General features: G+C 68.4%; 8 protein-coding genes and 3 pseudogenes. 5 read left to right on the forward strand and 6 right to left on the reverse strand.

Annotation, left to right across the window (positions count from 1 at the left end; genetic code table 11):
* Positions 1 to 30 precede the first annotated feature (30 nt).
* A pseudogene (locus tag OHT61_RS25250) lies at positions 31 to 507 on the forward strand (ATP-binding protein); the annotation flags it as partial.
* 157 nt (positions 508 to 664) lie between these two features.
* Here the strand turns inward: OHT61_RS25250 and OHT61_RS25255 are convergent.
* From OHT61_RS25255 to OHT61_RS25280, 6 genes are all read right to left on the reverse strand, one after another.
* On the reverse strand, positions 665 to 2,308 hold the full coding sequence (locus OHT61_RS25255; RefSeq protein ID WP_329041371.1) for an HAL/PAL/TAL family ammonia-lyase: 1,644 nt from the start codon (positions 2,306 to 2,308) through the stop codon (positions 665 to 667).
* 105 nt (positions 2,309 to 2,413) lie between these two features.
* On the reverse strand, positions 2,414 to 3,616 hold the full coding sequence (locus OHT61_RS25260; protein WP_329041373.1) for an FAD-dependent oxidoreductase: 1,203 nt from the start codon (positions 3,614 to 3,616) through the stop codon (positions 2,414 to 2,416).
* Positions 3,604 to 5,184: a beta-ketoacyl-[acyl-carrier-protein] synthase family protein gene (locus OHT61_RS25265; protein ID WP_329041374.1), complete on the reverse strand. Its 1,581-nt coding sequence runs from the start codon at positions 5,182 to 5,184 to the stop codon at positions 3,604 to 3,606. The genes OHT61_RS25260 and OHT61_RS25265 overlap by 13 nt, the downstream gene beginning before the upstream one ends.
* Complete coding sequence (locus OHT61_RS25270) at positions 5,181 to 6,236, reverse strand: class I adenylate-forming enzyme family protein (RefSeq protein ID WP_329041375.1); 1,056 nt, start codon at positions 6,234 to 6,236, stop codon at positions 5,181 to 5,183. Before OHT61_RS25270 ends, OHT61_RS25265 begins: the two co-directional genes overlap by 4 nt.
* Positions 6,233 to 6,505, reverse strand: a complete 273-nt coding sequence (locus OHT61_RS25275) for a hypothetical protein (protein WP_329041376.1) — start codon at positions 6,503 to 6,505, stop codon at positions 6,233 to 6,235. The genes OHT61_RS25270 and OHT61_RS25275 overlap by 4 nt, the downstream gene beginning before the upstream one ends.
* Before the next feature lie 22 nt (positions 6,506 to 6,527).
* A complete protein-coding gene (locus tag OHT61_RS25280; protein ID WP_329041377.1) occupies positions 6,528 to 7,304 on the reverse strand; it encodes an SDR family NAD(P)-dependent oxidoreductase in 777 nt (258 codons plus the stop codon).
* A gap of 334 nt (positions 7,305 to 7,638) precedes the next feature.
* Between OHT61_RS25280 and OHT61_RS25285 the strand changes: the two genes are divergently transcribed.
* The 4 genes and pseudogenes from OHT61_RS25285 to OHT61_RS25300 all read left to right on the forward strand — a co-directional run.
* On the forward strand, positions 7,639 to 8,799 hold the full coding sequence (locus OHT61_RS25285) for a cytochrome P450 (RefSeq protein ID WP_329041378.1): 1,161 nt from the start codon (positions 7,639 to 7,641) through the stop codon (positions 8,797 to 8,799).
* A 122-nt stretch (positions 8,800 to 8,921) separates the two neighbouring features.
* Positions 8,922 to 10,073 carry a macrolide family glycosyltransferase gene (locus tag OHT61_RS25290; RefSeq protein ID WP_329041380.1) on the forward strand — a complete coding sequence of 384 codons (1,152 nt, stop codon included), beginning with the start codon at positions 8,922 to 8,924 and terminating at the stop codon, positions 10,071 to 10,073.
* Between the two features lie 823 nt (positions 10,074 to 10,896).
* Positions 10,897 to 11,637, forward strand: a pseudogene (locus OHT61_RS25295) (arginine deiminase family protein); the annotation flags it as partial.
* 561 nt (positions 11,638 to 12,198) lie between these two features.
* A pseudogene (locus tag OHT61_RS25300) lies at positions 12,199 to 12,468 on the forward strand (site-specific integrase); the annotation flags it as partial.
* Positions 12,469 to 12,506 lie beyond the last annotated feature (38 nt).

Here is a 12,506-nt window from a genome sequence, read left to right on the forward strand (position 1 = left end):
GATGCCGGGACCGGGGGAACGGTCTGCCGGCTGGCTCGGGGCACGGCCGACTCCGGGCACGGTCGGCTCAGGGCACGGCCGTCTCGGACGCCCAGCGATGCGCGAACCTTCGCCCAGCGTTTCAGCTCCACCCCGCGAGGCGCCAGGCTCGCCCGGCGTCTGGCCGTGCTCCAGCTCGAACGGTGGGGCGTCGCGCTCGGCAGCGAGCTGTCCGACGCGGCAGCCCAGGTCGTCGCTGAACTGGCGGCCAACGCCGTGACCCACGGGCGGGCGCCGGGGCGGGACTTCGAGCTGGTGCTGACCCGCGCACCCGGGGCGGTCCTGCGGATCGAGGTGTCCGACGTGTGTGGCGAACGGCGACCGCCCGAACCGGGCAGCCCAGGCCGGTGCCCGTCCGCCGATGACACGGGCCGGGGGCTGTTGCTCGTTGAGGCGCTGGCTGACCGGTGGTCGGTGCACGGCCGGGTGCCCGTGGGAAAGACCGTACGGTCGGAGCTCGGCCTGCCGTGCCGCCGGTGGAACGCCGCGCGGGCCGCTGCGGAATTCTCGCCCGAGGCGGCCCCACTCATGCCGCCGCCCCCTTCCTGTAGCGCGGTCGTGGGACCGGTCGAGGCGGGGCCGGCGGCATGGGGGCGGGGTGACCCGGCTGCGACGATGCGGGGGATCAGGCCACCACGTGAGGGCGGAGGGCCTCCGTGAGCGCACCCGACCGGATGAGTCCGGCGATGGTGGCCACGTCCGTGTCCATCCTGCGATCGCGGTCGACGAAAGGGACGTGCTCACGGATGAGTTCGTAGCCGGCCCGTGTGCCCTCGGCGAGGCCGGCCGAGTCCCGCAGGTCGACCGCTTGGCAGGCGGCCAGGAGATGGATCGCGGCCACCTCGGAGACCAGCTCCACCACCGTTCGCGCGTCCCGGGCCGCTATGGTGCCCATGCTGACCTTGTCCTGGTTGTGCGCCTCGGTCGAGCGTGAGTGCGCCGTCGCGGGACCGGTGAGCTTGAGAGCCTCAGCCGTGAGGGCGGAAGCCGCGATCTGCATGCCCTTGAACCCGTGGTTGAGGCCGGCCGACGTCGTGTCCTCGTCCCACCGGGGTGCCAGATTGGGCGTCAGGCCGTGATTGAACCGGGTGTCCACGAGCAGCGCGAGCTGACGGTCCAGCAGATCACCGACACTGGCCACCGCCAGCTTCAAGGAGTCCATCGCGAGACCCACGTGACCGCCGTAGAAATTACCGCCGTTGTGGACGCTTCCGGTCTCGGGGTCGAACACCGGGTTGTCGTTCGTCGAGTTGATCTCGGTGTCGAGCCACTGGTGCACCCAGCTCAGCGTGTCGAGAAGGACGCCGGTCACATGCGGCGCGCACCGGACCGAATAGGGGTCCTGCACGGCGCGGCCCAGCGCGATGACTCCCTCGGCGTGTGTCGCGGGATCGGGTCGCGAAGCCGCTGTCTCGTCCCCGGACAGCCCGGAGCCGGCCAGCAGCGTGTGTATCCGTGCTGCGGAGCGCAGCTGGCCGGGATGCGGCTTCTGGCTGTGGATCGCCGGGTGGAAATGGCCCCGGTTGCCGAGCAGCGCCTCCGTGGTCAGAGCCGTGCCGAGGTCTGCGGCCATCGCCAGGTGGGCGGAATCCTCGGTGGCGAGAACGGCGAAGCCCGACATGAACGAGGTGCCGTTGATCAGTGCGAGGCCTTCCTTGGCCTCGAGGACGACCGGCTTGAGCCCGGCCGAGGACAAGGCCTCGCCCGCGCTCGTCCTCCGTCCCCGTACGAGAACGTCCCCTGATCCCGTAAGCATGTCCGCGAGGTAGCACAGGGGTACGAGGTCTCCGCTCGCACCCACCGAGCCGCGCTCCGGGATCAGGGGGGTGATGTCGTGCAGCAGGCAGTCGATCAGCAGTTGCACCACGGACCGGCGGATGCCGGAATAGCCGCGCGCGAGGCAGTTGGCGCGTACCAGCATGGTGGCGCGCGCGACCTCGGGCGAGGCCGCGGGGCCTGTGCCGTTCAGGTGGTAGGTGATGAGGTTGCGCTGGAGCTGCACTGCCTTCTCGGCACTGAGGTGGAACCGCGCGCTGTCACCGAAGCCCGTCGTGACTCCGTAGATCGGCTGGTGGGTGGCGATGAGCGTGTCGCGCAGCTTCACCGACGCGTCCATACGGGCTGCGGCCTCGGTGTCGATGGACACGTCGAGGTTCTCGATGTTTCTGGCCGCGGTCGCGGCGGCATCCGTGGTCAGCGTGTCGCTTCCCAGAACGACGGCCGAGGCCGGTCGGCCGCCGGACGCGTGAGGTGAATCGGTCGTACTCATGTGCAGATCGCAGCTTTCATACAGATCGAAGAGGGGGTGCCCGCCCAGGGCGAGGCTGCGCGCATCGTGGAGTGGCGCCGCCCCGCCGGGGACGGGTCCGGATCCTCAGATGGAGGTGGGGCGCAGTCCCGCTTCGCGCGTGGCCGGCAGGGGCGGTGGCGGCGGAAGCCTCAGCTGGGGGTAGGTCCTGGCACGCATCCGGGTTTCGTAGGCCTCCACGGCGTCGAGCAGTTCACCTCGGCCGTGAGCCACGTCCGTCAGGGTGTCCGCCAGTTCCGCGGCGTCGCGCAGCGCGCTGTTCGCCCCGTCGCCGAACATGGGCGGCATCGCGTGGATGGAGTCGCCGAGAACGGTGACACGGCTCGTGGGCCAGGGGGACGTGGGTCGCACCATGCGTATGGTCTTCGGGACGATCGAATCGGGATCCACTCCGTCCACGAGACCACGCAGACCGGGGCTCCAGTCGGTGACGGCACTGCGCATGACCGTGTGGAGAGCGGCACCGCGCGCCGCGAAGAACGTCTCGTCGTCGAGGCCGATGCCGGCCGGATCCGGCTCCAGGCTCACGGTGACGTAGTCGTCGACAGGATCGATCACAGCATGGGGGGCCAGCTCCGCACCGGTGGCGGTGATGTCCCGGCGTGGACGGAACACTCCCGCCGCCATGAGGGTGCCGCGTGGATCCACGCTGATCGTGAAGCTGTCGGCGAAGGCCTCGGGCAGAGCCTTCGCGATCTCGTCCGTGAGGGGCGCCCGCGACAGCAGGACGTGCTGTCTGACCACCGCAGTCTCGACCTGCGGCAGCAACTGCCTGCGGATGGTGGAGTTGATCCCGTCGGCCGCGACCAGGACGTCGCCGTGCGCCACGCTGCCGTCCGCGAGTTCGAGGCTCACGCCCTCGGCGGACTCCCGGTAGGCGACGGCGCGCCGGCCGAAGTGAACGCTGTCCTCGACGCCGGCCAGCATGATCTGGCACAGCAGCCTGCGGTGCACCGTGGTGTGCGGCGTGACCGGGTCGTTCGGGGGTCCGGCGTGCGGCTTCGTCGTCAGCTCGTGGCCCAGGTGGTTCTGCAGGACGAGAACATCACGGCGCGGCGTCCCTCGTGAGGTGCGTACGTAGAGTTCGTAGAGGTTCTCGGGGAGGCAGCGGCGCAGGGCGTCCCCGCCGTCCGCGTTCATGTGGAGCAGGTAGCCGGACCAGTTGATGCCAGGTGCGCGCTCGTAGACTGCGCAGCTGATGCCGGCCCGGCGCAGACCCTGCGCCAGGCAGAGGCCACCGATCCCGGCTCCCGCGATCAGGACGTGCATGACGATCCTCCGACCAGTACGCGGGCGCTGGCGCCGGTAGCGTCCTCGTCGGCCGCGATGACGACCATTCCGTCGGCGCGTCCCTGCCGGATGAGACCCGTTGCGTACTCGACGGCGTCCCGCTCGGTAGCGGAGGGCCCCGATGTGATCGCGCTCAGGGGTCCCTTCAGGCCGAGTGCCTGGCTGAAGTAGCCGGCCGTCACCGAGCTCACCACGTTCGGCGCCGTCACCGGGCTGACCAAGTGCAGTTCGTTCCGCTCGCGTGCCGTGTGGAGCTCCTCCATAGTGGCGACCGGACCGCCGGCGGTGACCAGCACCACCCCGACGCGGGCCGGGTCGGGCGCGGTGTCTCCGGCATCGCGCCAGGCCGCCTGCCCCGCTGCCATGGTCAGCAGCCCGAGTTCGTCGAGCCGGCCACGGTAGGCCGGGGGTGTCAGCAGCCAGGCCTCGTCGAGATCGGTCACGGTGGCCGTGCCGCGGGATTCCACCTGCCGGTCACCGCTCCCTGCGACGGACGTGCCCGGCGCCCGCCCGAGCACGACGACGCCGTTGGCTCCACCGAAGGCGAGCGAGTTGCTCATGGCGAGGTCGATCCTGGCCTCACGGGACCGGTTCGGCACGATGTCCCAGTCGAGAGCGGCCGCGTCGACGGCGCCGACGTTGCCGGTCGGGGGCAGGACCTGGTCGCGGATGGCCAGCGCGGTGAGGGCGACCTCCACCACACCGGCTGCGCCCAGGGTGTGTCCGACTTGCGGCTTCGAACTGCTGACGGGGGGTGCCTCCGTGCCGAACAGAGAGCGCAGGGCGGCGAGCTCCGCCGTGTCGTTCGCCGGGGTGCCCGTACCGTGTCCGTTGACGTAGTCGACGGCGTCCGGGGTGACGCCGGCGTCCTCGAGCGCGATCCGCATGGCTCGCAGGAGGCCGTCGCCGTCGGGGGGCGGTGATGTCACGTGAAACGCGTCAGCGGTCAGACCGTAGCCGCGCACATAGGCGATCACGTCCTCCTCACGCGGCTGTGTCTCCAGCAGCACCATCGCGGCGCCTTCGCCCAGATTGACACCGCCGCTGTGCGCGTAAGGGCGGGTCGGGGCGGGGTCGAGGGCACGCCAACTGCTGAACGTCGCCATGGTCGTCAGCGTCAGCAGGTCGACGCCGACGACGACCATCGCGTCGGCCTGTCCGGAGCGAAGCACGTCGACGGCGTAGCAGAAGGCGTTGGTCCCCGCGATGCAGCCGGTGCCGAAGACCATGCGAGGCCCCCGAATCCCGAGCATGCCGGCGACGGCATCCGGGGCGGCGTAGGGCTTGCCTGTCAGCCAGGCTTCCTCGGCGGCGCCGTTGGTACCGATCACCACGCCGGTGTTCCCGGGCAGGTCACGCCCGGCGATGCGTCCCGCCAGCCTCCGGAGTACGTCGTCCCCGTCGAGTTGCGACACCTGTGCACCGGAGAACCTGTCGGTGGCGCGCACGGCGCTCTCCCCGTCCAGGACGCGCCGCCACGTCTCTTCGGTGTCGTCTCCGAATCCTGTGGCCAGGGCGATTCTCGTGATGGCTATCGGATTGTTCATCCGCGGATCTTTCCTGTCTCGGTACGGTCTATCCGGGGTACGCACAGCACCTCGTGGGGAGCCAGACCCCAGTTCTTCGCCTCGGCGCGGACGACTGCTTCGAGGTCTCGCTCGGCGAAGTCGTCCGCGACGACGAGAACGGAGAAGCTCTCGCCCCGCAGCGGATCGTCGACCGGCAGGCAGGCGAGGTCGGTACAGGTCGTGGCAGCGAACAGATGACGCTGGACCTCGTCCAGGTCCACACGCACACCGTTGATCTTGCGCAGGCGTGCGCGCCTGCCACGGAAGAGCAGCCGGCGGTCGTCGAGGATTTCCACGAAGTCGCCGGTGTCCCACTGAGTCAGTGATTCGGCAAGGCGGGGACCGGACACCACCAGCGGTACCTCACCCCGCCCTGAACCGTTCACCAGGCTCACGTCGTCGAAGAGGGTCCACGCGCTTTCGGGGTGCCTGCGGTGTGCGACACCGCCTGTTTCCGTCGAGCCGAAGATCTCGGTGACGCTGACGCGGTCGGCACCGATCCGGTGCGTGAATTCGGCCGCGGTCGCGGGGAGCTTCGCGGTGCTGTGCAGGATCGAGACCGTGGACACGTCCGTGAGAGCGGCACGATGACGTTCCAGAATCGGGAAGGTCCACGGGATCGCCGCGACCCCGAGGTGCAATCCGGCCAGCGGTGGCAGGGGAACGTCGTAGCTCGGCACGAAGAAGACGGGGACACCCAGGGTGGCGGGCAGGACGACCGTGGTCAGCAGCCCGTAGAGATGAACGGGCGGAGCGAACGCCAGGACGGCGTCGATGTCGCGATCGCTCCACAGCGCGGCGAGTTGGCCTGCTTCCGCGAGCAGCTGCGTACGGGTCCGGCTCCAGGACCGGGGCGAGCCGGTGGAGCCGGATGTGCGTACGGTAACGGTCTCCGGCACCGCGGTCCGCAGCAGAGAGGCACGATCCGCCTCGTCGAGGATGTCCCAGCGGACCTGCCAGGGCCGGTCCGCCGGCAACACGTCCTGGGCGCCGGCGAGGGCCGCCTCCGGAAGTACCTCCGGATAACTCACCGGGCTTCCTCGGCCTTCGTGTGCACCCAGGTGGATATCCCGGCTATGGTGTCGAGTTTGGTGTCCGGCCCATCGGGAATCAGAGGTTTGATCCGAAGGGCCCGTTCGATCTGTGTGAAGACCTCCAGCGAGGCGAGACTGTCGAATATGCCGTCCGGAATCTCGTGCAGGGAACGGTCTTTCGGCCATGTCGCGACGGCTTTCGTCCGCATGGCCTTTTCCACCGCGCTGACGACCACTGACTCGATTTCTTCGTACGGGAGCTTCACTGATTCTCTCCTGTCAACAGGTTCAACCGCCCATCGCTGAGACTCCACCGTCGATGACGATATTCGCCCCGTTGATGTACGGCGCCTCGTCCGAAGCCAGGAAAAGGGCGAGGTTCGCCACTTCCTCCGGCTCGCAGATCCGGCGGGAAGGGGTCATCCGGAGTACTTCGTCGAATTCCCCGGAGTCGATGTGGGTCTGTGTGGCCTCGCTGCGCACCATGGCCGGACTGATGGCGACCGAACGGATGTTGTGCCCCGCACCGGCAGCGGCGAGATGCTGAGTGAATGCGAGCATGCCGCCCTTCGTGACGCCGTGGGCGAGCATGGGGTGGAATGCCACGCCCCGCATCCCCGCAACCGAGGCCATGTTGATGACGACGCCCCCACCACGCTGCTTCAGGTGCGGCCAGGCGGCACGAGTGCACAGGTAGGGCAGGTGCATCTCATTCTTGACCGTGAAGTACCAGTCGTCGAGTGGCTGTTTGTCGAACTCGCCGGTGCGTAGGGCCCCCGCGTTGTTCACCAGGATGTCGATACCGCCGAACGCCTCGATTCCGGCGTCTATCCACTGTTGCGCACCCTCCGGCTCGGACAGATCCACAGGGGCGAGTGCCTCCATCACTCCTCCGGACGCGCGCACGCTTCGGACCGTTTCCGCGGATGTTTCCTCGTGTCTGGCGCAACCGAATACCTTCGCCCCCTCCCTGGCGAACAACTCTGCGGCGATTCTGCCGATCCCGAATCGACCGGTGCCGCTGATGAAGGCAACCTTTCCTTCAAGTCTCCCTGGCACAGCCATCCTTCCCGGCTCCTATGATCTGACGTGCCGACAACACTAATGGTGCAGTCGCCTGTTGCCAGGAGCGATCGATGGGATCTATGTCACATAATTGCCATGTCAAGTTCCTGTAGTGTGCTGGCCGGTGGCGGTCCGTAGCCGAGAGGCCATTCATCGCCCGACGAGCTGCGCGTCAACACGCCTGTATGCACCGGGAGATACCGTCGTGCGTCATGGGGTGCGGCGGCTCACCGGCACCTGATATCGCATGGGAGTAACACGAATGAGTCATCCGGATTCCCCTGGCTGCCCCTTTGCGGAGACTCCGGTCCCGGAACCATTCAGCGATGCCTTCATGGCGGACCGGCACGCCACGTACGCCTGGCTGCGGGACAACCGGCCCGTCGCGCCGATCGCCCTGCCCGGCGGTGACCGCGCGTGGCTGATCACTCGGTACGACGACGTCCGCGCCGGACTGAGTGATCCTCAGTTGTCCAACGACCAGAACAGACTGGCGTTGCCGACACCGTTCGACGTGCTGCCGGCCCACATCCGCTCCGCTGTGATCACCGACGTGCAGAACGTCGACCCACCGCAGCACAGCAGACTCCGCGGCCTTCTCGCGCCCCTCTTCTCACCGTCCCAGGCCGCGGCGCGCCGCCCTCGGCTCCAGAGTCTCGCCGATGAACTCATCGACTCCCTGGCGGACCGGAACACCGTAGATCTGGTCGCGGACTTCGCGATGCCCTTCGCGGCCGGATCGCTCGCGGAGATCCTCGGCATCCCGCTGGCGGAGAGCGCCCACTTCCAGCGCATCGCGAACGCGGTGGTGTCGGCCATTCACGGTGGTGCGCCCGATGATCTCGCCGCCGCCGCCCTCGAACAGCACGCCTATGTGGCCGATTTGATCGCACGTACGGCCTCCGCCCCCGAGTCCGGACTCGTGTCGGATCTGGTGCGCGCCCATCAGGACGGTGAGTTGAGCGCCGAGGAGATGAGCTCGACCATCTTCGGCCTGCTCATCGCCGGCCAGGAGGGGACCGCGAATCTCATCGCCAGTGGGATGCACCTCCTGCTGACGCACCCCGAGCAGCTCGCGAAACTGCGGAAGGACGCCGGTCTGATCACATCAGCGGTCGACGAGTTCGCGCGGTATTCGACCCCGTTGGACCTTCCGATCTTCCGGTCGTGCCCCCGCGACGTCGAGTTCTCCGGCGGCACGGTCCCCGCCAACGAACCGATCATGTTCTCCCTCGCCTCGTCCGGGAGAGACGGAGCCCGCTTCGACCGGCCCGACGATGTCGACATCACTCGTGTGGACACCCAGCACCTGGCCTTCGGGAGAGGGGTCCACTTCTGTCCCGGAGCACGCTTCGGGCGCGTCCAGGCGGAGGTCGCCATCGGCACCCTGGTCGCACGATGCGCCGAGGGCATGGCTCTCGAGCCCGATGGCGTGGAGTGGCAACGCAGCACGGTGACACGGGCGTTGCGCAGCCTCTCCGTCCACCTGAGCTGACCGCCTCCGGTCCGAGACGCGGTCCGCCCGGTATCCCGTCCGTCGGGCCAGGGCTGCGCTGTTCCACCCCATTGCTTTGCGCACCAGTTCCTGGCAGCAGAGACGACTCGAGAAGGACAACCATGCACGTTGCGTTCATGTCCGTCCCCGCGGCGGGACACGTACATCCCGGCCTCGGGCTGGTCCAGGAGCTCCGGGGACGCGGGCACCGTGTCAGCTACGCCACCACCGGCGAGTTCGCCGACCGCGTGCGAGCCGCCGGTGCCGACCCTCTCGTGTACAGGGCATCGTCCGGGTACGGCGGCCGTGTGGTGCGCCTGCTGTCGGTGATGGAGATGTTCCTCGACGAGACGGTCCACGCGCTGCCCCAGGTGGCCGACGCGTACGCCGCTGAGCGGCCGGATGTGATCGTGTACGACTCCGCGGCGCATCACGCGCCGATCCTGGCCGAACGCTGGCAGATTCCGGCTGTCGCCATCAATCCGACGATCATCCCTCTGAGCAGCAGTGATCTGTTCGGATCGACACCGGATCCCGATGCCGTGGCGTTTCTCGAGCGGTACAGCCGGTTTCTCGCCGCGCAGGGGGTGGAGCGGGATCTCGAGAGTCTCCTCTTCCGCCCTCACCGGTCCATCGTGACCGTGCCGCGGAGCTTCATGCCGGATCCGGACCTCTACGGGGACGAGTTCACCTTCGTCGGCTCGCTCAGCACCGAGTCGGACACGGACGTCGAGTGGTCTGCCGAGGAGGACCGTCCTGTTCTGCTGATCACTCTCGGCTCCGTCTACAACGACGACCTGGAGTTCTACAGGCAGTGTCTGGCCGCATTCGGCCACACGGACTGGCGGGTGATCATGGCAGTGGGGGATCAGCTGGACCCCGCGACCCTGGGAGAGGTCCCTCCGAACTTCGAGGTGCGTCACTGGGTGCCTCAGGCGTCGGTTCTCGACCGTGCCAGTGCCTTCGTCACCCATGCCGGGATGGGCGGCACGATGGAAGGGCTGGTTCGAGGCGTGCCGCTGATCGCCGTGCCCCAGGCAGTGGACCAGTTGGTGACGGGGCCGAAGATCGCCGAACTCGGTGTCGGATGCCACATCCCCCGGGAGGCCGTCACCGTCGGCTCGCTGCGGGCGGCTCTGGCCGAGGTGACCGCACCGGCCTTCGTCGCGCGGGTGAAGGAAATGCAACGCGACATTCTCGCCCTGGGCGGGGCTTCGAGCGCCGCGGACGTGGTCGAGGAGGAGTTCCGCCGAGCGCACGGGGCGAGGACATGACGGTGAGGCCCCGCCGAGGCACCCGCTCGACCAGGCTTCCGCGCAGTCCCTGACGAGCCGGTACTGGGATGGATGCCGGACACCCGTGGAGCCCGATCTGCGACGGTGTCGTGCCTCTTGCCACCAAGGGGCACGACACCCCACCCGTCAGATGTCCCGGAGGAGACCAGCGAGCGCCGTGACCTGCTGTGATAGGCGTGCGATGGCCGCTGACCTGCGCGAATGACCTTTCGGCTATCTCACGTTCGTGCCGCTTGATGGGGCCGGAAGTCCCAGAAAAGTCCCAGGGGACTCCCAGGGCTGACGGGCGCCTTTCGGCTTTGTACGGCAGTACGGGTTCGTCGAACGGCCTCGTTTCCAGCGCGGGCGGTGGAGCCCAGCTGTCGAGTAGTTGGCGCTCGGCCGACACCTTGCGGGTTGGTGGGCTCCTGATGATCGACGACGACTCTGCGATCGCTGTGGCAGTGAGCCGGCAGCGCCCGCCAACCCTCGGGCGCCGTACGGTGAGAGGCCCGTCGCGCGAGCCCGGCGGGAGAAGCCACATGAGCTGATCGAGCGGCTCGTCGCCGAGGGCCGCCTTTGGATCACCGACCCTTCGTCGTCCAGCACGCTGTACGGGCACCGCACAGGTGCATGGCGGTGGTGACGATCCGCCGGAGCACATTGCTCAGCTCCAGCTCGCCGGAGATGGCGAGTATCGCGTTGAGCAGCCGTCGATCCTGTCTTGGTGGCGGCGAGAGCCCGCAACTGCCGGGCGATCTGCTCCCATCCTGGTATCCAGGCGCCTGCGCAGTTCGGTGAAGGGCACCGCGGCGCCGTGTGACTCTACGGCGGCCTCACCCTCAACCCCCTCTACTGGCCCGCCCGCCACGACGAGACCCTGCTGATGAAGTCCATCTACACCTTCCACCCCGACTTCAAGGACTCCACCGTGTGGTGGGGCGACCCCGAACAGGACTGGGGACAGGCCACCTTCGAGGGTGGGGACATCATGCCGGTGGGCAACGGCGTCGTCCTCATGGGCATGAGCGAACGCACCTCCCGCCAGGCCATCACCCAGGTCGCCGCCGCACTGTTCCGGCAGGGTGCCGCCGAACACGTCATCGTCGCGGGCATGCCAAAACTCCGTGCTGCCATGCACCTGGACACCGTGTTCACCTTCGCCGACCGCGACATCGTCACCCTCTACCCGCGCATCATGGACGCCGTTCACACCTTCTCCCTGCGCCCCGGCAACAGCACTTCCCCCCTCGACATCACCGACGAGGGCTCCACCGCCTTCACCGACGTCGTGGCCGCGGCGCTCGGGCTGCCTCAACTGCAGGTGATCGAAACGGGCGGAGACGTGTACGCCTCCGAGCGCCAGCAGTGGGACAGCGGCAACAATGCCGTCGCCCTCGAACCCGGCGTCGTCTTCACCTACGACCGCAACACCCAGACCAACACCTTGCTCCGCAAGGCAGGGGTCGAAGTGATCGAGATCGTCGGCGCCGAACTCGGCCGCGGCCGCGGCGGCGGCCACTGCATGACCTGCCCGCTCATCCGCGAACCCGTCACATTCTGACCACTCCGTGCGGACCACATCGCACGCACTGCTCAGCACAAGGTTCTCAGCGGATCCTGCTCCCGGTGCGGCCGTCGCCATGACGGTCAGGACGGACCGTGCCGCGAGCGCCGACGAGACGGGGTTCATCGCGCAGTGGCCCTCCGAGGGGTTCTTCAGCCGTCAACTGTCCTCGGCGAAACCCTGGCACCGAGGGCGTCCACGCCGCCTGCCGGGCTGGTGCCCTCTCGGCTGGATCGGGGCCCTGGCCCGACATCACGTGACTGTCAGAAGCGAGCCTTCCCGGAGCAAGATCGAAAACAGTGGCGCGGAGCGGTCCGGGCGAGGATTCACTGTCAGAAACCGTTCTCACCCAGAAGCGGAACGGGCACGTTCCCGGAATGGCTTCTGACATGATCCGCGGTCATGACGGGCCCTCAACCCGCTTACGTGAGCGACGCGGGCGACGTCGAACGCCACCCCTGCCCACGCTGCAGCGCAGCGCCAGGCACCGGTCGACCGGACAGAGTCACGGGGCCCGAGGAGCATCGGCGTCAGATCGTATCTGCGGGAACTTGCCGCCGCCGCCCGGGGCCGGGCAAGGTCGTCAGCCCACGTGACGTCTGCCCGGACCCCGGGTTCGCCAGGCTGTCGTACGGGCAGGCCCGGGCGCTGCTGGACGAGCACACCGCCGTGCGCGGGCTGGGCACTGGTTGGGACCTGCGCGAGTACCGCCACTCCTCCCTGACCCACCTCGGCGAACAGGGCGCGTCGTTGCTGATGCTGATGGCGAAGTCTCGGCACAAGAAGCCGGAGAACCTCCGCCGCTACTTCAAGCCGTCCCTGGAGGCGGACCTCTGTGCGGTGGTGGTCCGCCGCTCCCCGGACCG

Origin of the sequence: Streptomyces sp. NBC_00178 (assembly GCF_036206005.1) — a bacterium.
Lineage (GTDB): Bacteria > Actinomycetota > Actinomycetes > Streptomycetales > Streptomycetaceae > Streptomyces.